Here is a 23,997-nt window from a genome sequence, read left to right as displayed (position 1 = left end):
AATGCCTTTTCGCCCCTAACGCACCGGCGTTTGAGGGTCCACGCCGGGCGGGCGGCAAAGCGTCTGAGCTAAAAGTAACTGATTTCCTTTATTTTACCCGCACGGATAATCGAAGAGGGTAACCCACCGGGGGCCGACCTGCTTACGGGCGGATTCGCTTTCCGGTGTCAGTAGGTTCGCCCGGCTGGCCGGTTTACGTAAGCAAACCCGTTTGTGCATGGACCGTTTTGTTTTCTGCTGTTGTCTTGGCCTCATTCTGCTCGTTGGTTTAAGCGGAAACGTGGCCGACTGGAGCCGCTCCCACCCCGTCCGAATCAATCCGGCAGACAGCGCCGAACTGGTTTACGTGCCGACGCGCGAGTTTATCATGGGCAGTGACTCCGCCGAACTGGCCTCCGTCTGGCAGCGATTTCACTGGGACCCCCGGGAGCTGGCCTTCACCCGGAGCGAGCAGCCCGCCCACCGGGTGCGGGTTGACGGGTTCTGGATTTACCGAAATCTGGTTACGGTGGCTCAGTACCGTCACTTCTGCGAGGTCACCCACCGGCCAGCGCCCCAAGCCGCCGCCTACGCCCAGCAGGACGATTTTCCGGTCGTTCAGGTGAGCTGGCAACTGGCCAGCGACTACTGCGCCTGGGCCGGGGGAAGGCTTCCCTGGGAAGCAGAATGGGAAAGCGCGGCCCGGGGCACTCGCACCGGAATCGACGGGCGGGCCAGAACCGTATTCGTCTGGGGAGATTCACTGCCGGTCGGGCGGGTGGCCAACCTGGCCGATGAGACGTTCAGAAAAGCGAATTATTACAACCACCCCAATTTTCACGTATTTGCCGGATACACCGATGGCTATGTAACGGCCTCTCCGGTAAGGGCTTTTCCCGCCAGCGAAACGGGCGTGTATGACCTGGCCGGGAATGTGCTGGAATGGTGCGGCGACTGGTACGGGCGGGACTATTACCGGCACTCCCCGGTTCACAACCCGAAAGGCCCCGCCACGGGCAGCCAGCGGGTGCTGCGGGGGGGCGCTTTTGATACCACACCGACCATCACCCGCATTGCCCGGCGGCTGGGCAACGCTCCGGACATCCGCCACAATGAAAAAGGCTTTCGTTGCGTCCAGCCATAAAGAGGTTGTTCGTCAGGCAGCCAGTTCCGTCTGGAGCGCGGCCTCTTCCACCCTTCCGGTGTTGGTCATGTCGGGCAGGGCCGGCAGGTAGACCAGGAAGGTAGAGCCTTCGCCCGGACGGCTGTGGGCCGTAATGTATCCGTGGTGGTTGTCGATCACCCGCTTGCAGATCGCCAGTCCCATGCCGCTGCCTTCAAACTGGACCCAGTTGTGCAGACGCTGGAACATCCTGAAAATTCGGTCCAGGTACGATTCTTCGAAGCCAATGCCGTTGTCCGACACCGAGATTCTGTAAAATTCGGTGGGCGCTTCCCTGCCCGCTGCCGGAGCCCCCGCCGGGACGGACTCCCTCCATTGGTCGGGCAGTTCGTGGGCGGCTACCCGGGAGAAAGCAATCCGGATATGAGGCGCGACGCCTTCCTGCATGTACTTCAAGGCATTGGAAATGAGATTGGTAAACAACTGCTGCAACTGAATTCCATCCCCCATTACCTCGGGCATGGGACCCACGTCAATGCGGGCGTTGCTTTCCCTGATTCTTAATTCCTGATCCTGCAAAACCCCTTCCAGCACCGTTTGCACCGACACCACTCCGACGGGCGTCTGCCGCTGGCTTAGGCGGGAGTAGGTCAGCAGGTCCTGCACCAGCTGGGACATGCGGCGGGCGGCAGCCTGCATCCGTCCAAGCAGGTCAAGGCCGGTAGTGCCCAGGTGATCGCCGTACTGCGTCGCGAGCATATCCCCGAAGGACGTTATCTTGCGCAGCGGCTCCTGCAGGTCGTGGGAGGCCACGTAGGCAAACTGCTGCAGGTGCTCGTTGGAGCGTATCAGCTCCTGATTCTTTCGTTCCAGTTCGCCCGTGCGCTCGGCTACGAGGCTTTCCAGAGTGCCTGCCAGGGTCCGGTAGCGCACCTCGCTTTCCTGCACGGCCCGGGCCAGCCGGGTCTGTTCCAGGGTAATGGCGATCAGGTCGCAGGCCGAGCGGATCGTTTGAATTTCGTCAGCGGCAAAATGCGTCCGTTGCCGGGTAGCAAAGCCAATCGTGCCGACCAACCGCTGACCGGCCTGAATCGGAAAGCCGGCGTACGCCTTCACCCCGGTCTGGTGCAGTTTCTCGCTGCCGGGCAGCAGGTTTTCTCCCAGGTTTTCGGCGACCAGCAACGCGCGCCGCTCGGCGACCTGTCCGCAGAGGTAGTCCCCAAACCGGATGGTGTCGAAATGGTCCGCTTCCTCCGCGGTGAGGCCGCCCCAGGTGTTGAGCCGGAGCAGACGGGCCTTTTCGTCCGCCTCGAAGTTGAAAAACATCTCCAGTTCAAAGGTCTGACAGATGTCTTTAAAAATGGTTTGCAGCAGATCGTTTTCGTTCTGGTGGGTCACAATCAGCGAATGCGACGTCCGCGAAAGAAGATCCAGCTGTTTGTTGCGGCGGCGAATGGCTTCCTCCCCTTTTCGCTGGTCGGTAATGTCGCGGGAGGCGGAAATGACCTGCTCGATGGAGCCATCTTCCTGAATGACCGGCGAAACGACCACGTCCCACCATTTGGCGGTTCCCTGCGCGGTGGGGCAGTAAGCCTGAAACTGCGCCCGGGAGCCGTTGAGGGCCTGGTCGAGAGCGGCTTTGACGATGGGTTGACTTTCGGCCGGCCAGAGGGTCCACCACGGGCGCCCTTCTATCTGGCAGAAATCGGGAATTTCCATCACGCACAGGCCGTTGTGGTTCATGTAATGCAGCCGTCCTTCCCGGTCCAGTACTTTCACGCAGTCGGGATTGCTCTCCAGGGCGGCCCGTATAAAAGCCTGGCTTTCCTCTTCCCGTTTGCGGGCGGCAACCTCCACCGATATATCGTAACTGGCGGCCATAATGCCTTCAATCTCCCCCTTCGAATTGACGATGGGCGAGTGGGTGATCCGGTGAATTTCCTCCACCGTTTTGCCGTCGCGCAGGTAGGTTACCGGCACTTCGGGACGGATAAACGGCTGACCGGTACGGTACACTTTGCGGAGGTCTTCTTTCAGTTGGTCTACGGCAGCGGGCGCAAACGCCTCGAAGTACGGCCGTCCGACCACGTCACCGGCTTTTTTGCCCCATACTTCCAGCAGCCGGTCGTTGGCCAGTTCGAGGATAAACTCCTCGCCTTTCATCACCGCTACGGGGCTGGGAAGTTGCTGCAGCAGGGCCGTTTCCGGGGTTTTCGGGGGCACGGCCGGTTGGTCATTGACCGAAATCAAAAGGACCATTTCCTGCCCGAAAGGCTTTATTTCCAGCCGCATTTCTTCGTTCAGATGAGGGATGTAACAGATTTCCCGGGCGGACTCGCCGGAGAAATAGCAGGCGCTAATCCGGTCCCAGAGCCGGTCCTGCCCCCAGGTCGAAAGCAGATTCCTTAAGGTGCCGTCAGACGTGTTACCCGTCAGGTGTTGTTCCGGCTGAACCCAGCGACTGGCCGCCTCGTTGATCACCTGCACTTGAAAATCAACCAGCGAGCCGCCCTGATAGCAGGGTTGCAGATGAAGCAACCCCTCGGAAAAGGCATTGAGTAAATTGAGCGATACCATGACGCCTCCAGGATTGCCTGACACAGATGGGTATGAATTGGGTGAAAATACTATACTACAAATCTACCTTACAAGTAGAATTTAAATAGAGCCTCTCAGGAGAATTAATTGAGTTTTAACGGTTTTGAGCAGCCCCGCCCGGATGAGGCGAAGCAAGTTCACTTTTTTTACCGCTATGCAGGCTCGCCTGGCCGATCGTGCCGACACACAAGGTATTTTTCTGCGTTATTTGTTCGATTCAAAAAGAACGTAAACCGGATACCCGATGAACCCTCTTTTCACAACGCTACTCCTCTGTCTGGGATTGCACCAGGGCTTTTCGCAATCGTCTCAGGCGATTCCCCTCAACCGCCCGGAGCGTTTACAGCCCGTTAAGGTCGCCCTCTCGCTGGCGGATTATAAAGGAAAACAGGCCCTTCGCGTCGTTGACACGGCCAAAGGCCTTTCCTCTGAAGATAAGTTTGTTAAGATCAAAGACCTCCGGTTCCGGAATGGCCGCATCGATCTGGAAGTGTCCGGAAAGCCCTTAAACACGGCGTCAGAAACGGCACGGGGCTTTGTGGGGATTGCTTTCCGGGTGGCCGATGACAATTCGCGCTTTGAGTGCATTTACCTGCGTCCCACCAACGGCCGGGCGGCAGACCAGGTGCGTCGCAATCATTCGGTGCAGTACATCTCCTTCCCGGACTATCCCTGGGAGCGCAGCCGCAAGGAGACCCCCGAAAAGTACGAATCGTACGTGGATCTGGTCCCGGGCGAATGGACCAAAGTCCGGATTGAAGTGAAGGGCAACACCGCCCGACTCTACGTGCATGGTGCCCAGCAACCCACCCTGCTGGTCAATGACCTCAAGCTTGGGGTCGATCAGGCGGGAAGCATCGGGTTGTGGGTCGGCTCCGGTACCGAAGCTCACTTTGCCAATCTGGTGGTTACCCCGGAGCCCTGAGTCTCCCGCCTTGTGCCAGATAATTGCCCGGCATACCCTGCCGGTGCCGTCGGGCGATGAGGTGTGGGCTTTCCGGTCGTTGCGGGAAAAGGCCGTTCAGGCAAAAGACCGGCGGAATTCCAACGGGGAGTGATTCGTTTTATTCCGGAAAAGTTTACTGAACGACTGCGGGTACTCAAAGCCCAGCCGATAGGCTATTTCGCTTACGGACAACGAGGTTGTACTCAGCACCTCCTTTGCCTTCTCGATCAGCTTGTTGTGAATATGCTGCTGCGCGCTTTGCCCCGTCAGTGCCCGCAGCGAATCGCTCAGATAACTCGGCGAAAGGGAAAGTTGGTCAGCAAGGTATTGCACCGTCGGTAAGCCCGATTGCTGCACCTGGTCGCTGTCGAAATAAGTGGTCAGCAGGGCCTCCACGCGAATCAGCAGGTCGTTGCTGGCCTGCTTCCGGGTGATGAACTGCCGGTTGTAGAATCGGTTGGAGTACGTCAGCAGCAGGTCCAGCTGCGATACGATCACATCCTGGCTAAAGGTATCCAGGGCAGAGCGATATTCCCGTTCGATGTTCGTCATGATCGACGTCAGGATGGTTTCCTCTTTCTCGGAGATATGCAGCGCCTCCGTTACCGCGTAGGAGAAAAAGCCGTACTCTTTCACGCGTTTGGCCAACGGATACGATTGAATAAAATCGGGGTGCACCACCAGCCACCAGCCGTTCAGCGCCTGCTCTTCCGTGGCGTCCGTTGTGATTACCTGACCGGGCGAAAAGAACGTCATCACCCCTTCGTCGAAGTCGTAGTACTGCTGCCCGTACCTGAGTTTTCCCCTGAAGTCCTTTTTGATGCAGATGGAATAAAAGTTATACACGAAACTGCCCACCAGCTCGGGGCACTTCTCCCGCAGGTCACTTAACCGGATCATGCTGACCAGGGGATGCTCCGGTTTGGGCAGCGACAGCAGGCGATGCAGTTCGGAAACCGAGTTGATGACGTGGGGGCTGTTGGTCGTTCTTTTCATCCGGATGGCAGCTAAATCAACGGGAGGAACTTTGCTCACTACGTTCGGTTCCTCCCGTTGGTTCCAATTTGGTTATTTATCGATTCCCATCATATTCGCCTCATCATAGCGCGCTCCGGTGGAAGTACCCAGCGGAACAATCGATTCCAGCCGGTTCAGGTCGGCGGCACTCAGCTGGATGTCGGCGGCGGCGAGGTTCTGCTCGACGTACCGGACCCGCTTGGTCCCCGGAATCGGCAGTGAGCCTTTGGCAAGCGCCCAGGCAATGGCCAGCTGCGACGGCGTCACGCTTTTTTCGGCCGCCAGACTTTTTATGGCCTCGACCAGCTCCAGGTTTTTGTAGAACTGCTCCCCCTGAAACCGGGGAATCATGCGTCGGAAATCGTCCGGGGCAAAATCGTCCGGATTCCGGATGTCGCCCGAAAGAAAGCCTCTGCCCAGGGGCGAGTACGCGACCAGGCCGATGCCAAGCTCCCGGAGCGTATCCAGAATTCCTCCGGCTTCGACCTCGCGCTCAAACAGGGAATATTCGGTCTGGACGGCCGTCAGCGGGTGAACGCCGTGCGCTTTCCGGATCGTTGCCGCCGATACTTCCGAAAGGCCGATGTAGCGCACCTTGCCTTCCTGCACGAGTTCGGCCATGGCGCCCACGGTTTCTTCAATGGGCGTAGCGGGGTCGAGCCGGTGCAGGTAATACAGGTCGATGTAGTCCGTGCCGAGGTTTTTCAGGGACCGTTCGGCCGCTTTCTTCACGTAAGCCGGCTGCCCGTTGAAGCCCCAGGTGAGCTGCTCCTGGTCATCAATCTCGTAGCCGAATTTGGTGGCAATGACGTAGGCGTGGCGGTTTCCCCGGGTGGCTTTCGCCACGAGCCGTTCGTTTTCCAGCGGGCCGTAGAGGTCGGCGGTGTCGAGAAAGTTGCCGCCCAACTCCAGCGAACGGTGAATGGTGGCGATCGACTCCGCTTCGCTGGCCTGGCCGTAAATATCGGCTCCGTTAATCCTGGTCATTCCCATGCAGCCCAGCCCCATGGGGGGAACAACGAGTCCCTGGCTACCCAGTTGCGTTTTTTGAATGCTGTTCATTTGGTTTTTTATGTGGTCTATCAACACCACAAAGGTCAGCCGGTCGGCGGGGAGAAAAGTAGCCCAATCGCGGGTTGTTGTATCCAAATGACGGGTTCCGGGCTTGATACCGGGGAGCGACTTCCCGGCTTTTAAGCCGGTCCCCTCCCCGACGGCGTCCGACGCCGCGCTGCCCATCTGAGAACCGAACGCTCCTTTGGCCGTTTCGATATGCTTCGCACCTGCGAAACGGGTGCACCGGTGTTATGCCTTGGAAAAGAAAAAACCTCCCAACTGATTACTAGTTAGGAGGTTAAAATTAGAGCGGGTGGTCCCGACGGGAATCGAACCCATATCAAACGTTTAGGAAACGTCTATTCTATCCGTTGAACTACGGGACCAGTTATGTACCCACGGGCAAACCGTCCGCAGGTACATAACAGGTGCAAAAATCTGAAAAAACTATCACATGCCCAAACCATCGGAGATTTCCTCGTCCCTGGCGAAATCCGCCAGCGGAATGTCCTTCCAGTTGGGGTAGATGGTGTAGTGCTTTTCCCGGACCAGTTTGTAGAGAATATCCCGCAGTTCGTCGAGGTTGTCGCGCTTCTCCGCCGAGATAAACACTACGTTTTCGGCCTTTCTGGCCAGGTAGGTTTTCTTCAGATAGGCCAGCGCCGACTGCCGGCGAACGGCCACCGGAATGTTGTCGTCGAAGTCGTCTTCGTCGTGCATCCACTCGTCACGGGGCTCGAACTGGTCCATTTTGTTGAAAACCAGGATGGTCGGCTTCTCGCCCGCCCCGATTTCGGTCAGGATGCTGTCGACCACCTCGATATGCTCTTCAAACGACGGGTGCGAAACGTCCACCACGTGCAGCAGCACGTCGGCTTCGCGCACCTCATCCAGGGTCGATTTGAAGGCCTCGATCAGCGTCGTGGGCAGTTTGCGGATAAAACCAACCGTGTCCGATAGCAAGAATGGGATATTTCCCAACACCACTTTCCGCACCGTTGAGTCTACGGTCGCGAAGAGTTTGTTCTCGGCAAACACGTCGGCCTTCGCCAGCGTCCGCATGAGGGTCGATTTCCCGACGTTCGTGTAACCGACCAGCGAAACCCGCACCAGCCGGTCGCGTTCCTTGCGGCGGGTGACGTTCTGCTTGTCGATTTTCGCCAGTTTCTCTTTCAGGAACGCAATCCGGTCCTGCACGATCCGGCGGTCCGTTTCGAGTTCTTTTTCCCCCGGACCCCGCATCCCGACCCCGCCTTTCTGGCGGCTCAGGTGCGTCCACATCCGGGTCAGACGCGGATACATGTACTGATACTGAGCCAGTTCGACCTGCACCCGGGCCTGGGCCGTCTGGGCGCGCATCGAGAAAATATTCAGAATCAGCAGACTCCGGTCCAGTACTTTGATCTCCTGAAAGGCCTGCTCCAGGTTCCGCACCTGCGAAGGCGTCAGGTCGTCGTCGAAGATGATGGTATCCACCGGGTTGGCGGCAATGAACGTCTGAATTTCTTCCAGTTTCCCTTTCCCGACAAAGGTACGGGTATCCGGCCGGTCCAGTTTCTGCACAAAGGCCTTAACGGTCTGGATGCCCGACGTTTCGGCCAGAAAAGCCAGTTCCTCCAGATATTCCTGCGTCTTTTCCGGTGACTGTTTCTGCGTCACCAGGGCGACCAGAACAGCGGTTTCGGGTTGTTTATGGGTATCAATCATAGATAATAGTCAGGGAATGAGGGAGTGAAGCGCAGGAAGTGACTGAATGATGAGTGACCGAATGACTGCTTCCCGGCGCCGCAGTCGCCAGCTTCGTAACTTTTAAATCTTAAAAGCTAATCACTACGGCGGACCGCTCAGTCATTCAGTCACTCAATCATTCAGTCACTTCCTGCGCCCTCTCCTTCCGTCATTATTTTATTTTGGTCATTTTGTAACCGGCTCAGTTTACAAAAAGTTTCGGGACCTTCGGCCGGGTGTATACGTAATTTTAATTTGGCGATCTGAACCGGAGTTGTAACTTTGCGGTATCAAGCTGCTAAGCCCATGATTGTCCTCGCTTAAAGACCTACGCGGTCTTCTATTCTTCCTGCCCCGCAATTCTTTCGGGGTCATCACTTCTGTTTTATTCAGCTTTCATTGGCTGTCCGTCCGCCGGGCTGCCCAACCCTCTCTTTCTGCATGAAAAAGTTCATCCGGCTTTTTGTGGCGGCTTTGCGCGGCTCCGAAAAAAATTTTACGTCCGGAAGTATCAACCGGGCCATCTTTCTGCTGGCCGTTCCGATGATTCTCGAAATGGTCATGGAATCGCTTTTTGCGGTCGTTGACGTGTTTTTTGTGGCCAAAATCGGCACGGAAGCCGTGGCGACGGTCGGGCTGACAGAGTCGGTGCTGACGCTGGTCTACTCCGTGGCCATTGGGCTGAGTACGGCCGCTACGGCCCTCGTTTCGCGGCGGGTGGGCGAAGGCAATCCGCGCGGAGCCGGCACGGTCGTCGGGCAGGTCATTCTGGTCTCGCTGGTACTGGCGCTGCTCATCGGCATTCCGGGCGCCTTGTTCGGAGCCGACATTCTGCGGCTGATGGGCGGCGATGCGCACCTGATTGCCAGCGGCTCGGCCTTCACGCGGATGATTTTTGCCAGTTCACCGGCCATCATCCTGCTGTATACGCTCAGCGGCTGCCTGCGCGGGGCGGGCGATGCCTCGGTTGCCATGCGTTCGCTCTGGATTGCCAACGGCGTCAACATCGTGCTGTGCCCGCTGTTCATTTTCGGCTGGGGTCCCGTGCCGGCGATGGGCGTGCTGGGTTCGGCCGTGGCGACGACCCTCGGCCGGTCGATCGGCGTGCTCTACCAGCTTTCCGCTTTTTACCGGCAAAACGGCGTCATTCACCTGCTGGGCTCCGACTTCAGGCCTGATTCGGGCCTCATCCGCAACCTGTTGAGCGTGGCGGCCGGCGGCACCGGGCAGTTCCTGATTGCCTCGGCCAGCTGGGTGTTCCTGACGCGGATTCTGTCCACCTTCGGACCGGATGTGGTGGCCGGGTACACCATCGCCATCCGGATCATTGTGTTCACAATTCTGCCTTCCTGGGGACTGGCCAACGCCGCCGCCACGCTCGTAGGCCAGAATCTGGGCGCGGGCGAACCCGAACGGGCCGAAACGTCGGCCTGGCGGGCGGCCTTCGGCAACATGCTGTTTCTGGTGGGCGTGGCGATCGTGTTTTTCATCGCGGCGCGCCCCATCGTGGGCATTTTCAATGACACCCCCGCCGTGGTTTCGATTGCCGTCCAGTGTCTCCGGATTTTCTGTCTCGGCTACATCGCCTTCGCCTATGGCATGGTCATCAGCCAGTCGTTCAACGGGGCGGGCGACACCCGGACGCCGACGCTCATCAACATCGTCTGTTTCTGGCTGATCGAAATACCGCTGGCCTACGTCCTGGCGAACCTCCTGAACTGGGGTCCGGAAGGCGTTTTCTGGTCGGTGGCCTTCAGCGAAACCCTGCTGGCCGTGGTAGCCGTCGCCGTCTTCCGCCGCGGCCACTGGAAACTGGTGCGGGTGTAGCGGAAAAGTTTATAGTTTAGGGTTTATAGTTTAAGGTTCAGGGGCGCGGTGTTGGTATCTGAATAGTGGTCTCTTTTCCGTTAAACTATAAACCATAAACTTTAAACTATTCAACCTTTTTGCATGAAAACAGGACTTGTACTTTCCGGGGGTGGGGCGCGGGGCGTGGCGCACCTCGGGGTGATTAAAGCGCTGCTGGAAATGGGGGTGGTCATCGACCGTATTTCGGGGACGAGCGCCGGGGCCATCGCCGGCGCGCTACTCGCCCACGGCTACACGCCCGACGAGATTCTGAAAATCATCGAAACTACGCCTTTTTTCAGGCACGTTCGACCGGCCTTTACCCGCATGGGGCTGCTCCGTCTCGACAAAGCGGAAGCGCTGTACCGGCAGTACCTTCCCCACGATTCGTTCGAAGCACTGAAAATTCCGCTGCATGTGGCCGCTACCGATCTGATCGAGGGCGAGCTGATTGTCTTTGAAAGCGGGGAGTTGATTCGCCCCATCCTGGCTTCCTGCTGTCTGCCGGGCATTTTTGAACCCTATCAGATCAACCAGCGGCAGTATGTGGACGGCGGCGTGCTGAACAACCTGCCCGTCGAATGCCTCGAAAACAAGGTCGATTTCATCATCGGCTCGCACTGCAACCCGTTCCAGCTGTCCAAACCGATCACTTCGCTGAAGGGCGTGCTGGAGCGGAGCCTGATTCTGGCCGTGCAGTCCAAAACGCGGGAGCGTTTTGCCAAATGCCACGTGCTGATCGAACCGACCGAGCTCAACCGCTTCGATGTGCTCAATCTGCGCAAGGCCCGCGAGCTGTTCCGGATCGGGTATGAATACACGCTGACGCTGGAAGACCGGCTGACGAAAGCCGTTCGGGAACTGTCGGTTGGCGGATGATTCCGGAATTGTTGTACTTTTGCAGTTTCCCGCGCTTCATCATCATCCCGTTTCTGCAAAAGTCTATTTATTTCCGTTAGCACCGTCCATGATTATTTCCCTCGCCAAACGCGCCGGGCAAACCCAGGAGTACTACTTTTCCGTCAAGCTGGCCGAAGTTCGCAAGCTGCTTGCCGAAGGCCATGACGTAATTAATATCGGCATCGGCAACCCCGACATGATGCCGTCCGACAATACACTTAGTGCCCTCGAAAAGTCGGCGGGTCAGGCGCTTTCGCACGGGTATCAGTCGTACAAAGGCACGCCTGCCCTGCGCGAGTCGATCGCCCGTTTTTATCAGAAAACCTACGGCGTTGCCCTGAATCCGGAAACGGAGATTCTGCCGCTAATGGGTTCCAAAGAAGGCATTACGCACATTTCGCTGGCTTTTCTGGACGAAGGCGACGAGGTGCTGGTGCCCGAACTGGGCTATCCCGCCTACCGGGCCGTCAGCCAGATGGTCGGGGCCACGGTCAGGACGTATCCACTTCTTGAAAATGCGGGCTGGCAGCCGGATTGGGAGGCCATCGAGAATCTGGTGTCCGACAAAACGAAGATCATGTGGCTGAACTATCCCCACATGCCGACGGGTGCCCCGGCCACGCGCGAGCTGTTCGAGCGAGCGGTCGCTTTCGCGAAAAAGCACAAAATCCTGCTTTGCCACGACAACCCCTACAGTCTGGTCCTGAACCGCCGTCCGCCGATCAGTCTACTGTCGGTGGAAGGGGCAAACGAGGTAGCGCTGGAGATGAACTCGATGAGTAAGTCGCACAACATGGCGGGCTGGCGGGTCGGCTGGGTGATGGGCGCCAAACCGTATATCGACGCCGTGCTGACGATCAAGAGCAATGTCGATTCGGGCATGTTCAAACCCGTCATGGACGCCGCGGCTGAAGCACTGAACAATTCCGACGACTGGCATGCCGCACGCAACGCCGTTTACCACGACCGACTGGAAGCCGCCCGCGCCTTTCTGGATGCCCTCCACTGCACCTATACCGACGACCAGGAAGGCATGTTCCTCTGGGCCAAACTGCCCGACAGCGTAGCATCGGCCGAAAAGCTGGTGGACGACCTGCTCTACCAGAAGCACGTGTTCATTGCCCCCGGCTTCATCTTCGGCCCCAAAGGCGAGCGCTACATCCGCGTCTCCCTCTGCATGCCGAAAGAGCGGATTTGGGAAGCGGTGAAAAGGGTGAACGTTTAAAGTTGAAGGTTGAACGTTTAACGTGGCTCCGCTTTCCTAAGAGCTTGTAAAAAGGCGAAGCAGCGTTAAACTTTCAACGTTCAACCTTTGAACTATTTTCCCTACCTTCGCGTTACAAAATAGCACGCCCTTACGGCGTCAATCTGGGGATGACCGGAATTGACAGCTTGATGAGGCTGCGGGTAAGCATGCCGGGAGTTGAAGACATTTCCTGTATAACAAATCTTCAAACAATAATCGGCGAGTATAACTACGCCCTGGCTGCCTAATCGGAGATTAGCTAGCTTGTGTCTCCCCGACCCTACGTGCTGCTGGGTTGGAATCGGAGGCATCGACTTGCAGCGCTGGTTTAGCGGGCGATACGACCGCTGAACGAGACAAAGTATCTAAGGATGACGGTAGGTTTGATGCCGACCGGCCCGATTCCCGACAATCCAAACGGCATCTAAGCATGTAGAAAGCACGACGGTTTCCTTGTCTGGACCAGGGTTCGACTCCCTGCATCTCCACAAATTCCGTGAAAGCCGCCTCCCGATGGGAAGCGGCTTTTTTCGTCTTTCCTCCCTTGTCCCTTGGACTTTCCCCGCTGACGCTCCGGGCAAAACCCCGCCCAATCGGAAGACACCCGAATTCGTGTAATGACAGCAAACTTTTTGCGCAAAAATTTGGTTGATATATCAACAGCAATTACTTTTGTCGCCATGATATCGCAGGAAAATAAAAATGAACTACAACACCGGATTACCGGAGCACTGGGCCAGCTGTTGGTGTTCAATATTAACCATGTCAGCCACCTGATCGCCAGATTCACCAACCGGGAGCTGGCCAAGCTTGGTTATGACCTGCAGATGGAACAGATGCCGGTGCTGGCACTCGTTTACTTTTCGGGCCCCGAACTGCCTTCGCAGCAGGACATCGCGAACCTGCTGCAGAAGAACAAAGCGGGCATTCAGCGTTCAATCCGCACGCTGGAGCGGGATGGCTACCTGCGAATCGTGGATGATGCCAACGATCGCCGCAAGAACCTGATTGCCCTTACTCCCGCCGGGAAAATGGCCATCGAACGCATCCTGGCCTCGGCCGTTGAACTGAACAAACAGATCACCGACTGCCTGACGCCCGACGAGAACGAAACCCTGATGAAACTCCTTCGCAAAGTTTCGTCGGTTATTGAGTGATATTTTTTTAACCATATGGTTGACATGTATACGGTATACATATCAACAACTACTATGAAAAAGACAATTGTTTTAGGAATTAGTCTCATTCTGGCCGCTACCGGGCTCAGCCGGGCGCAGAGTCCCTGGTCACTGAAGCAGTGTATCGACTACGGCCTTCAGCATTACGGAACAGTACGCATTGCCCAGTATCAGGTTGCCAATGCCAACCAGCAGGCCCGTCAGGCCGTTGGGCAGTACCTGCCGAACATCACGGGTTCCGGTAATTTTACCGATAACATCAAGCTGCAAACCTCGATCATTCCGGCCGGGGTTTTCGGACCTGAGCCGGTCCGGGTAGCTTTCGGGCAGAAGTACCAGACCAACCTGGTGGCTCAGGCGACCCAGCCGATCTACGACAAATCGCTGCTGATCGGCCTGAAAGCGGCCAAACCCAACCAGCAACTGGCGGAACTGAACACCCGTCAGACGCGGGAGGATATTGTGTATAACATCACCAGCAACTTCTTCCAGGTGTTTATCGCCAAACAGCAGATCAACCTGCTGCGGGATAATCTGGCCCGGACGGAGCAGGTGCTGAACATCCTCCGGCTCCAGCGCGACAACGGCGTGATTCAGCCCGTCGATTATACCAATACGGAAGTGAGCTACAACAACACCCGGTCGCTGCTGTCGCTGGCCGAAAATGATCTGGCCCTGTCGCTCAACCGGCTCAAATTCCAGATGGGACTGAACCAGGACCAGCCGCTGGCCTTGCCGGATTCGCTGACGTTTGCCCCGGTACAGGTGGCCGAAACGGCGACGTTCGACCCGCGCCGACTGGCCAGCATCCAGCAGTCGGAAACGAACCTGGCGCTGCAACGCCTGCAGCTCGACCGCATCAAGGCCGGTTATCAGCCGACCCTGAGCGCCACGGCCAGCTACGGAACGCTGGCGTTTGCCAACAACTTCGGCGGTGCGCTGAAGAATTTTACGGGCTTCGGCAGCATCGGCCTGAGTCTGCGGGTGCCCATTTTCGACGGGTTGCAGCGCGACGCCCAGATTCAGCAGCAGCGCCTGACCGTCCTGACGCAGGAAGAGCAGCAGCGCCTGAACACGTCCTCTTTCCAGTTGCAGTTCAACAACGCACAGTCGCAGCTCCAGAAGGCCCAGACCAGCGTTCAGAACGACGAGCGCAACGTCAAACTGGCGCAGGAGGTGTACAACGTCACGACCTTGCAGTACCGCCAGGGGACCAAATCCCTGACCGATCTGATCAACGCCGACAATTCGTACCGCCAGGCGCAGTCGAATTACATCAACTCGCTGATCAATTTCTACCAGGCCCGGCTCGATCTGGAACAATCGCAGGGAACCCTGTTAAACTTTTATAATCAACTCTGAAATACAACCGAAGAAAGTCCATGAAAAAGTCATCCATCATCGTTGTCGTTGCTCTGCTGGCGGTTACGGCGCTAATCGGCTTCCGGCTGGCTTCCAACAAGAAGACCATCGAGGATCGCAAGAAGCAGCCAACCAGCGTTAATGTCGCGATTCCGGTAACGGTAACTCCGGTCGAGGAAGGAACGGTCAGCCAGCAGTTGGTTAAAACCGGCAACCTGATTCCGTTCCGCGAAGCCGCCATCACCGCTACCACGCCCGGCCGGGTTACGCGGGTCAGTTTTGACCTCGGCTCGCAGGTCCGGGAAGGGGCCGTGCTGGTGCAGCTCGACAATAAGCTGAAAGAACTGTCGCTGAAGGCCACCGAACTGAGCATCAAGAAGCTGGAGAAAGACGTTAACCGCTACAACACCCTCCTGGCGGGCAATGCCACCACGGAGATTCAGGTGAACGAGACGAAATATAACTACGAGGCCGCGCTCAACCAGGCCGAGCAGATCCGGAAGCAGATTGCGGACGCCAGTGTGAAGGCCCCCATCAGCGGCCAGATCGTCAGAAAGGACATTGAGCCGGGTGAGTTTGTCAACGCCGGAACGGTGCTGGGCACGGTACTGGACGTAAACCGCCTGAAAGTGAACGTGCTGGTGAACGAAAGCGACGTGTACCAGCTGCGCAAAGGACAGTCCGTCCGCGTGACGGCCGATGTGTTTCCGGGAAAGACCTATACCGGCCAGATTTCGTACATCGCGCCGCAGGGCACCGAAGAGCATAACTACCCGGTCGAAATCACCATCGGCAGCGCCAATGGCCTGAAAGCCGGTACGTTCGTCAACGTCGATTTCTCGCAGCAGTCGAACCAGAAAGCCCTGCAGATTCCGCGCGCCGCGCTGGTTGAAAGCATCAAGAATCCGTATGTGTACGTGATCGAAGGCAACGTAGCCAAACAGCGGAAGATTAAAGTAGGCCGTGAGTTCGGCGATTCCATCGAAGTGCTGGGCGGTCTGACGGCCGGCGAGCAGGTCGTGACCACCGGCCAGTTGAACCTCAGCGACGGTAAGCCCGTCCAAATCACCAAATAAGGAAACAAATCATGTCTGTATCCGAAATAGCCGTTAAACGACCGCTGCTGGTTCTCACGGTCTTCATCGTACTGATTCTGTTCGGTGCGCTGGGCTACCAGCAGCTGTCCTACAACCTGTTGCCTAAGTTCGAGGCCAACGTCATCAGCGTGGCGACGACCTACCGGGGTGCCTCGGCCGACGAGGTGGAAACCAACGTGACCAAGCGGATTGAAGATGCACTCTCGGCCCTGGAAGGGCTCGACCGCATGACGTCCACTTCTCAGGAAGGCGCTTCCATCGTGGTGGTTCAGCTGAAAAACGGGGTCAACACGACTCTGGCCCAGCAGGACGCCCAGCGGAAGGTGGAGCAGATCATCAACCTGCTTCCCGACGAGGCGGATCGCCCGATTATCAATAAATTCTCGACCGACGAAATTCCCGTCCTCCGGATGGGCGTGACGGCCAACCTGTCGCCGACGGCCCTGTACGACCTCATCGACGACAACATCAAGCCGCAGTTGTCGAACGTGTCCGGGGTTGGTCAGGTGAACATCATCGGCGGCAACGAGCGTGAAATTCAGGTAAACGTCAACCAGGAGCGCCTGCGGGCCTACGGGTTGTCGATCGGCCAGGTATCGCAGGCTATCGCCGCGGCGAACACCAGCTACCCCGCCGGTCAGATCGAAACCCGGGAATCGCAGTACTCCATCCGGTTCGACGCTTCTGTCGAGACGACCAACCGGCTCCGGAACCTGATTGTGGCCCGCCGCACCAACGGCAGCCAGGTGCTGCTCCGGGATGTGGCCGAGGTGGTAGATGCCACGACCAAGCCGACGGCTATCAACCACATCAACGCCCAGCCGTCGATCGGTCTGCAAATTCAGAAACAGTCGGACGCCAACGCGGTATCCGTCAGTGAGCAGACGCGGGCCAAGATCGCCCAACTGGAGAAGCAGCACAGCAACATCAACCTGAAGTTCAACATCGCTTCCGACCAGTCTACGTACACGCTGGCTTCGGCCCACGCGGTGGTGGATGACATGATGCTGGCCATCGTGATCGTGTCGCTGGTGATGCTGCTGTTCCTGCACAGTATCCGGTCCGCCACGTTCGTGCTGGTGGCGCTTCCGTCGTCCATGATTCCGACGTTCGCCCTGATGTACCTGATGGGCTTTTCGCTGAACCTGATGACGCTGATGGCCCTTTCGCTGGTCGTGGGTATTCTGGTCGACGACTCCATTGTGGTGCTGGAAAACATCAACCGCCACCTCGAAATGGGCAAGGAGAAGCGGACCGCCGCCCTCGACGGCCGGAGCGAAATCGGCTTTACGGCCCTGGCCATTACCCTGGTCGACGTCGTGGTATTCGTACCGCTGGCGATGACGGGCGGCCTGATCGGGAACATCCTGCGCGAGTTTGCTCTGGTGGTCGTTTTCTCGACCCTGATGAGCCTGCTCGTCTCGTTCACGCTGACGCCGCTGCTGGCTTCGCGCTTCGGCAAGGTGGAAGTGCTGAGTCGCAGCTCGCTCTGGGGTCGGCTGAACCTCGGCTTTGAAGATTTCCTGACGAGCCTGACCAATGCCTACGGCCGCATTCTGGAATGGGTGCTGGGGCACAAACGATACGTGATGCTGGCCACGCTCGCCATGCTTTTCGGCTCCATCGCGCTGGTTCCGGCCGGGTTTATCGGGGGTGCCTTCATGCCGAGCAGTGACCTTGGCGAAGTGACCGTCAACCTGGAGCTGGCGCCCACCGCTTCGATCTACCAGTCCAACGCCGTTGCGCAGCGGGCCGAACAGATCATTCTGAAGCAGCCCGGCGTGACCAACGTCTTTACCAACGTCGGATACGCGAGCACCGGTCTGGCAACGTCGTCCAACAGCAACATCGCCGACCTGAACGTGAAGCTGGTCGATAAGAAAGACCGTACATTTTCGACCGAAGAGTTCGGGCAGCGCATCAAGCAGGAAGTCGCCCAGATTCCGGGCGTGAAAGTAACCGTGAGCCCCGTCGGTATCGTCGGCGCCCAGCAGGCCCCGATTCAGATTGCGGTGAAGGGAACCAACCTGAAGGATATCCGCGAGGCGGCGGCCATTGTGAAGCAGGTAACGCAGTCGGTGCCGGGAACGCAGGACGTGAAATATTCCGTCAAGGACCCGAAGCCGGAAGTGACCGTCAACCTCGACCGGGAGAAAATGGCGCAGTTGGGCATCAACGCCTCCGAGGTGGGTATGGCCCTGCAAAACGCTTTCCGCGGCAACGACCAGACGAAATTCAAGCAGGGAGGAAACGAGTACGACATCCTCATCAGCCTCGACCGGTTCGACCGCTCAAGCGCGGCCGACATCAGCCGCCTGACGTTCGTCAACAACCAGGGCCGCTCCTTTGAGCTTTCGCAGTTTGCCTCCGTGCAGGAACAGATCGGTGAAAGCGTGCTGGAACGGATCGACCGTCTGTCGTCGGTGACGATCAACGCGCAGGTGGTGGGCCGTCCGGTGGGTACGGTCGGTACCGACATTCAGACGAAAATGGCGCAGACGAAGCTGCCGGAAGGGGTCACCATCCAGTACCTCGGTCAGTTGCAGCAGCAGTCCGACGCCTTCGGCAGTCTGGGTCTGGCCCTCGGGATTGCGATTCTGCTGGTGTACTTCATCATGGTGGCCCTGTACGAAAGCGTAATCTATCCATTCGTTGTTCTGTTCTCCATCCCCGTGGCGCTGATCGGTGCCCTGCTGGCGCTGGCGCTGACGATGGAAAGCCTGACGGTGTTCTCGATTGTGGGGATGATCATGCTGCTCGGTCTGGTGGCCAAGAACGCCATTCTGATCGTTGACTTTACCAACCAGCTGAAAGCGGAAGGCCACGACGTAATCCACGCGCTCATTGAAGCCGGGAAGGAACGTCTGCGCCCGATCCTGATGACGACGCTGGCGATGATTCTGGGGATGCTGCCCATCGCCCTGGCGAGCGGGGCCGGTGCCGAGACCAAGAACGGGATGGCCTGGGTCATCATCGGCGGTCTGTCCTCGTCGCTGCTGCTGACGCTGCTGGTGGTGCCGTCGATGTACCTCATCGTTGACCGCCTGAAAGATCGTTTCACGGGCAAAAAGAACCTGCCGAAGAAACCGAAGGACCTGGAAGTCGCTAAAGCAATCAGTTAATACCTAGATTAATAAATGAACCAGCAAAGGGTCTGCCGATTGGCGGGCCCTTTCTTATTTCAGGGCAGCAGGGTTTCGTAAAGCGCCAGTCCTTTCGGCGTCAGCAAACCCCGGATGAAATGGTGCTTGATGGCCGCGTCGGCCTCGCTGAACGGAATATCCCACTGGCTTTCCTCGGCCCACAGCCAGGCCAGAACGTTCTCGTTCAGATCGCGGCGGTAAAGCTCCTGTTCGACGCCCTGCCGCAGGTTGGTCGCCAGAATGGTGTTGATGTACGCCGTCCGGAACGCCTGAAACATGGCCCACACGGTCGGGTAAAACCGCTGGATGTCGCGCAGCAGATTCGGGTTGGTGGTCTGGCGGTAGCCCGACAGCCGGTCCCAGAGCTGCATGGCGGCAACAATCGGGTTGACGACCTGCGCATGAATCGAAGTATCCACGGTCATGGCCTCGTTCAGCTGCGCCTCCAGCATGGCCCGGACGAGTTCTTCCTTGCTGCTGAAATACTGGTACAGCGTTTTCTTGGAAATGCCCAGTTGCTGGGCAATATCGTCCAGCCGGACGGTTTTTACGCCAAAATGGTAAAACTGGTGCCGGGCCTCGGCAAGGATTCGTTCTTTCATTCCTGTGTGCAGAAGCGGACAGAATAAGGCGTGTCGCGTCGTAAGATCTCGTGTTTTTTGTAGAACTAATTTTAATGAATAAGTGCTGAAGAATGAACCGCCCGCGGACAAATAAGCTTAACGTTTTTTAACAGCCCGCCTCCCCCAATCGTCCGTACCTTGCCGCCGCATTCAAGGCACGGACTCTATGCTTCAGAATTACTTCAAAATCGCCTGGCGGAATCTGCTGCGCCGCAAGCTGTATTCCGGACTCAACATCGTCGGGCTGGCGGTCGGCATCACCTTTGCCCTGCTCATCAGCACCTACCTTTGGGGCGAATTTGGGGTGAACCGCCAGTTGCGCCATGCCGACCGGCAGTGCCTGATTCAAAGTCGCTGGAAAGAAGACAGCCGGGCAATGCCCATCACGTCGCTGGCCCCGATGGCGGCGGCTCTCAAAACCGAGTATCCCGCGCTGGTGGCCAATTACTACCGCTTCCACGGCGTCGGGGCGACCCTCTCGAAGGGCAGTAACCACTTCCGCGAATCCATTCAGATTGGAGACTCTACCCTGCTGACCATGTACGGCTTCGGCCTGCTGCACGGCGACCCCCGCACGGCCCTGAACGCCCCGAACGCCATAGTCCTGACCGCCGCCAAAGCCGAAAAACTGTTCGGCACGACAGACGTGCTCCACCAGACCCTGACGGTCGAAACGCCCCAGGCGGGACGGCAGGAATTTCAGGTCACGGCCGTTCTGAAAGCCCTGACGCCCAATTCGGTTTCGCACCTGCTCCGGGAACCGAATGAGATTTTCATGTCGCCCGGGGCCCTGCCTTACTTCGGGGCCGACATGAACTCCTGGCAGAATCCCTACATCGTCAATTACATCGAATTGCAACCCGGCGTGACGCCGCAGGACCTGGCCCGGCCGCTGGCCCAGCTCATCAAAACCAACGCACCCGCCGACATTCAGCAGAGTCTGACGGCCTACGTGACGCCGTTGACGGACTTTTATCTCGAAAGCAACTTCGGGCTGGTTCGCCGCCTGATGACGACACTGGCCGTCGTGGCGGTGTTCATCCTGCTGATGGCCGTTCTGAATTTTGTCAATATTTCGATGGGCGTATCGACGGCACGGCTCCGGGAAATCGGCGTGCGGAAGCTGCTGGGCGGCCTCCGTCGGCAGCTGACGGTCCAGTTTCTGACGGAAGCGCTGGTGCTGACGACCCTGGCCTTTCTGCTTTCTATCGGCCTTTACATGGCTTTCCGGCCCTTTTTCAGCGAGGTGGTGGGCAAACCCATTCCCGCCTTGACGGAGCTGCCCTGGCAGTACGGCGCGCTGATTCCGGTCGGCGTGCTGCTGATTGGCGGGCTGGCGGGCGCTTATCCGGCCCTGCATCTGGCGGCCTATTCGACCGTCGCTTCGCTGAAAGGCAAAAGCCGAACCGCCCGCGAAGGGATGATTTTCCGGCGGGCGCTGGTGACGCTCCAGTTCTCGATTGCCGTTTTCGTGTTTGTGGGAGCCATCATCGTCTCGCGCCAGATCGCCCATTTTTTCCATTCCGACCTCGGTTTTGACAAGGAAGCCGTGCTGACCGTTTCGTCCCTGCCTCGCAACTGGTCGGCGGAGGGCGTCACCCGGATGCAGGCGGCCCGCGACCAGCTCGCCCGGACGTCCGGGGTGCAGGCGGCGAGTCTTTCTTTCGAGATTCCGAACGGCAATGTCGGCAACGATGTCAGCGTGTATCCCGAGGGCCGCGACTCGACCCGGGCCGTCAGCGCCCGGCTCATGACCACCGACGAGCACTACGCCCGCACCTACGGCATCGAGCTGCGCAACGGCCGTTATTTCCACGAAGGCGGCGCGGGGTTCGACTCCACCCGCATCGTCGTCAACGAAGCGGCCATCCGGGCACTCGGGTACGCCAGTCCGGAAGCGGCGGTGGGGCAGCCCGTCCGGTTTCAGGGCGGCCCGGCGACCTTCCGGATTGGGGGCGTTGTGCGGGACTTTCACTTCGGGCCCATGCACCAGGCCATCGCCCCGCTGGTCGTTATGCCGGTTCAGGTCCGTCCGCTGTACCGCTTTTTCTCGTTCCGGCTCGCCCCCGGCAATCCGCGCCGGACGCTGGCCGGGCTGGAGCAGCGGTGGCGCACGCTTTTCCCGGACGCCCCGTTTGAATACGCCTTTATGGACCAGACACTGGAGCAGCTTTACCAGACAGAGCTTCAACTGGAAAAGGCGGCGTATCTGGCAACCGGGCTGGCGCTCCTGATCGTTCTGCTGGGCGTGGTCGGCATGGTGTCGCTGACCGTGGCCCGCCGCACCCGGGAAGTAGGCATCCGGAAGGTGCTCGGCGCTTCGGTGGCGAACGTCGTTCTGCTGTTTCTGCGGGAATATTTCTGGGTCATGATTCTGGCCAATCTGATTGCCTGGCCGCTGGCCCATCTGGCTTTGTCGGACTGGCTGGCCGGTTACGCGTACCACACCCGGATTGGCTGGCAGCCGTTTGTGCAGGTGGCCGCGCTGCTGGCGATTCTCACCACGGGGGTCGTGGCGCTTCAGGTCATCCGGACGGCGCTGATGAATCCGGTGAACTCCATTCGTTCCGAATAAATCGGCACTTCAATTTCTGTTTGAGGCGGTTGCGGGCTTCTTTTCCTCCATTCGTTTGACTTTTGTTGCAAACGCGGGTGTTCGGATCACACCTTTGTCAAAAAAGCAACAAAAAGCTCATTTAAAGAAGGTTAAGGGTAATTTCCAAAAATCACCCTGCCATCCGCACCCGCACTATCAACATGAAAACGTCAACCTTCCTCTTTTTTCTACTGCTCTGGAATATGATCCCTCTTGCCAAAGCAACCCCGCCGACCGGCCCGTCCGGCGACAAACTGCTGGGCGTTCTGCCCCTGATTAACCAGAAAGTCCGGTACGCGGCCGTTGTAGACTGCGGCAGCGTGTCGCAGGCCGAGCTGTTCCGCCGGACCCGCCTCTGGCTGTTGCAGACCGGAGCCGACGAAACGCTGGCCCTCAACGACCCGCAAACCGGCGATCTGGCGGGACGGGTAAAGCTGACCGTCCAGATTCCCCGTTCAGAAAGCTCATCGGGAGGAGTTTATCGGTTCCGGGGCACTGTTCTGGTCGAGTGTGCCAATCGAAAATACCGGGCCACCCTGACGCGGCTTCAGGTCGAGGACGCCAACGGGCAACCGCTTGCCATCGAAACCTACGGCCAGCGGTCGGAAAAAGACCTTCAGGCTGCCTACGCCGAACTTGACAAACAGCTGAAGACGCTGCTGGCCTCTCTGGAAGAAGAGGTAAAAAATTACCCAGCCTTTTGAGAAAGCCGTCCGGCTGCTTCAACCGGACAGGCCACCCTTGTTTGCTTTCCGCACGATGTCCTACACCACGCTTTTCGATGTCTCGACGCGGCCGCCGCTGGACTGGCGGTCGCTGGTACTGCCGTTTGGGCTGGCGCTGCTGGCGGTGCTCTGCTTTGCCTTTTCGCGTTCGTCGTCCGCCGGGCGGTATTTCCTGCTGGTCTTTGCCGCCCTTGCCGTGATTGTTCCGGTGGCCCTGCCGTACTGGGACCATTCCCGGCTGACCAAAGCGCTCACGACGGGGCAGTGCGCGGTGGCCGAGGGCACGCTGACGGGGCATTGGGAGCGGAAATGGACCGAACGGCGCAACGGCAAAAACAACCGGCTCCATTACGAAGGCTTTCGGGTCGGGGCCGTTTCCTTTGGCTATTACCGCTCCCGGGATGCCAGCGATTTCAACAACCCGGACAATTTTCTTTTTCGGGACGGCCTGCCGGTGCGCATTCATTACTTCCCCGAACGCCAGCTCGACGACGGAACCGTGCTGAACCGGATCGTCAAAGTGGAAGTTCAACCCCGTGCGGAACCGGTTGCCAGCCATGAAAAAGCCCGGCCTTGAGGAGCCGGGCTTCAATTAATCCTGCCGTTTGGTCGAGTCTTTGGCCATCTCGCGGTAGTCCTGACGGGATTCTTCCAGTTCCTGGCGCTCCTCCCGGATTTCGCTGCTGTCGCCTTCGGCCTTCGCTTCTTCAACATCCTTATAATCGTCCGTCACTTCGTCGGCTTTCTGTTCGGTTTTCGACTGACACCCGACCGCCCCGGTAGCCAGAAAGGCCGCCAGCGCCAGCATGGTCATCTTCGCTTTGATTTTCAT

18 protein-coding genes, 1 tRNA gene and 1 other RNA gene are annotated in these 23,997 nt (G+C 58.2%); 13 read left to right on the top strand and 7 right to left on the bottom strand.

All coding sequences use genetic code 11. From position 1 onward, the window contains the following. Positions 1-217: 217 nt before the first annotated feature. The gene (locus ORG26_RS19350) at positions 218-1,123 is read left to right on the top strand and encodes a formylglycine-generating enzyme family protein (protein WP_266364710.1); all 906 of its coding nucleotides are present in this window, start codon (positions 218-220) and stop codon (positions 1,121-1,123) included. Positions 1,124-1,135: 12 nt separating this feature from the next. On the opposite strand, the gene ORG26_RS19345 is transcribed toward ORG26_RS19350, so the two are convergent. Continuing rightward, the gene (locus ORG26_RS19345) at positions 1,136-3,679 is read right to left on the bottom strand and encodes a PAS domain-containing sensor histidine kinase (RefSeq protein WP_266364708.1); all 2,544 of its coding nucleotides are present in this window, start codon (positions 3,677-3,679) and stop codon (positions 1,136-1,138) included. Between the two features lie 265 nt (positions 3,680-3,944). Between ORG26_RS19345 and ORG26_RS19340 the strand changes: the two genes are divergently transcribed. Then, entirely contained in the window at positions 3,945-4,625 is a 681-nt protein-coding gene (locus ORG26_RS19340) for a hypothetical protein (RefSeq protein ID WP_266364706.1), read from the top strand. 96 nt (positions 4,626-4,721) lie between these two features. Here the strand turns inward: ORG26_RS19340 and ORG26_RS19335 are convergent, their stop codons facing one another. The 4 genes from ORG26_RS19335 to hflX form a co-directional block, all read right to left on the bottom strand. Beyond that, complete coding sequence (locus ORG26_RS19335; protein WP_266364704.1) at positions 4,722-5,642, bottom strand: helix-turn-helix domain-containing protein; 921 nt, start codon at positions 5,640-5,642, stop codon at positions 4,722-4,724. Between the two features lie 72 nt (positions 5,643-5,714). Further along, positions 5,715-6,725 carry an aldo/keto reductase gene (locus ORG26_RS19330; protein ID WP_266364702.1) on the bottom strand — a complete coding sequence of 337 codons (1,011 nt, stop codon included), beginning with the start codon at positions 6,723-6,725 and terminating at the stop codon, positions 5,715-5,717. Between the two features lie 308 nt (positions 6,726-7,033). Then, positions 7,034-7,105 (bottom strand) — tRNA-Arg (locus tag ORG26_RS19325). A 64-nt stretch (positions 7,106-7,169) separates the two neighbouring features. Next, positions 7,170-8,426: a GTPase HflX gene (gene hflX, locus ORG26_RS19320; protein WP_266364700.1), complete on the bottom strand. Its 1,257-nt coding sequence runs from the start codon at positions 8,424-8,426 to the stop codon at positions 7,170-7,172. A 462-nt stretch (positions 8,427-8,888) separates the two neighbouring features. Here hflX and ORG26_RS19315 point away from each other — a divergent pair, with 462 nt between their 5' ends. The 8 genes from ORG26_RS19315 to ORG26_RS19280 all read left to right on the top strand — a co-directional run bounded on the left by ORG26_RS19315 (position 8,889) and on the right by ORG26_RS19280 (position 19,200). Beyond that, positions 8,889-10,274 (top strand): MATE family efflux transporter, encoded by a 1,386-nt coding sequence (locus tag ORG26_RS19315; protein ID WP_266364699.1) that lies wholly within the window; start codon positions 8,889-8,891, stop codon positions 10,272-10,274. Between the two features lie 123 nt (positions 10,275-10,397). Then, positions 10,398-11,174: a patatin-like phospholipase family protein gene (locus ORG26_RS19310; protein ID WP_266364697.1), complete on the top strand. Its 777-nt coding sequence runs from the start codon at positions 10,398-10,400 to the stop codon at positions 11,172-11,174. 88 nt (positions 11,175-11,262) lie between these two features. Further along, positions 11,263-12,420 (top strand): pyridoxal phosphate-dependent aminotransferase, encoded by a 1,158-nt coding sequence (locus tag ORG26_RS19305; RefSeq protein WP_266364695.1) that lies wholly within the window; start codon positions 11,263-11,265, stop codon positions 12,418-12,420. Positions 12,421-12,565: 145 nt separating this feature from the next. Beyond that, positions 12,566-12,932, top strand: a transfer-messenger RNA (tmRNA) gene (ssrA, locus tag ORG26_RS19300). Positions 12,933-13,121: 189 nt separating this feature from the next. Continuing rightward, entirely contained in the window at positions 13,122-13,598 is a 477-nt protein-coding gene (locus ORG26_RS19295) for a MarR family winged helix-turn-helix transcriptional regulator (protein ID WP_266364693.1), read from the top strand. Between the two features lie 54 nt (positions 13,599-13,652). Continuing rightward, positions 13,653-14,981, top strand: coding sequence for a TolC family protein (locus ORG26_RS19290; protein WP_266364691.1), 1,329 nt, complete (start codon positions 13,653-13,655; stop codon positions 14,979-14,981). Positions 14,982-15,001: 20 nt separating this feature from the next. Continuing rightward, on the top strand, positions 15,002-16,057 hold the full coding sequence (locus tag ORG26_RS19285) for an efflux RND transporter periplasmic adaptor subunit (RefSeq protein ID WP_266364689.1): 1,056 nt from the start codon (positions 15,002-15,004) through the stop codon (positions 16,055-16,057). Between the two features lie 11 nt (positions 16,058-16,068). Further along, positions 16,069-19,200 carry an efflux RND transporter permease subunit gene (locus ORG26_RS19280; protein ID WP_266364687.1) on the top strand — a complete coding sequence of 1,044 codons (3,132 nt, stop codon included), beginning with the start codon at positions 16,069-16,071 and terminating at the stop codon, positions 19,198-19,200. Positions 19,201-19,259: 59 nt separating this feature from the next. Here ORG26_RS19280 and ORG26_RS19275 read toward each other — a convergent pair whose 3' ends face one another. Continuing rightward, the gene (locus ORG26_RS19275; protein WP_266364685.1) at positions 19,260-19,823 is read right to left on the bottom strand and encodes a TetR/AcrR family transcriptional regulator; all 564 of its coding nucleotides are present in this window, start codon (positions 19,821-19,823) and stop codon (positions 19,260-19,262) included. Between the two features lie 187 nt (positions 19,824-20,010). Between ORG26_RS19275 and ORG26_RS19270 the strand changes: the two genes are divergently transcribed. The 3 genes from ORG26_RS19270 (at position 20,011) to ORG26_RS19260 (ending at position 23,742) form a co-directional block, all read left to right on the top strand. After that, entirely contained in the window at positions 20,011-22,419 is a 2,409-nt protein-coding gene (locus tag ORG26_RS19270) for an ABC transporter permease (RefSeq protein ID WP_266364683.1), read from the top strand. Between the two features lie 182 nt (positions 22,420-22,601). Next, positions 22,602-23,144 (top strand): DUF4468 domain-containing protein, encoded by a 543-nt coding sequence (locus ORG26_RS19265; protein WP_266364681.1) that lies wholly within the window; start codon positions 22,602-22,604, stop codon positions 23,142-23,144. A 37-nt stretch (positions 23,145-23,181) separates the two neighbouring features. After that, on the top strand, positions 23,182-23,742 hold the full coding sequence (locus ORG26_RS19260; protein ID WP_266364679.1) for a hypothetical protein: 561 nt from the start codon (positions 23,182-23,184) through the stop codon (positions 23,740-23,742). A gap of 15 nt (positions 23,743-23,757) precedes the next feature. Here ORG26_RS19260 and ORG26_RS19255 read toward each other — a convergent pair whose 3' ends face one another. Then, positions 23,758-23,997, bottom strand: a complete 240-nt coding sequence (locus tag ORG26_RS19255; protein ID WP_266364677.1) for a hypothetical protein — start codon at positions 23,995-23,997, stop codon at positions 23,758-23,760.

Origin of the sequence: Tellurirhabdus rosea, from assembly GCF_026278345.1 — a bacterium.
GTDB lineage: Bacteria > Bacteroidota > Bacteroidia > Cytophagales > Spirosomataceae > Tellurirhabdus > Tellurirhabdus rosea.
The sequence above is the reverse complement of the archived record's forward strand: the minus strand, read 5'-3'. Positions and strand labels throughout refer to the sequence as shown.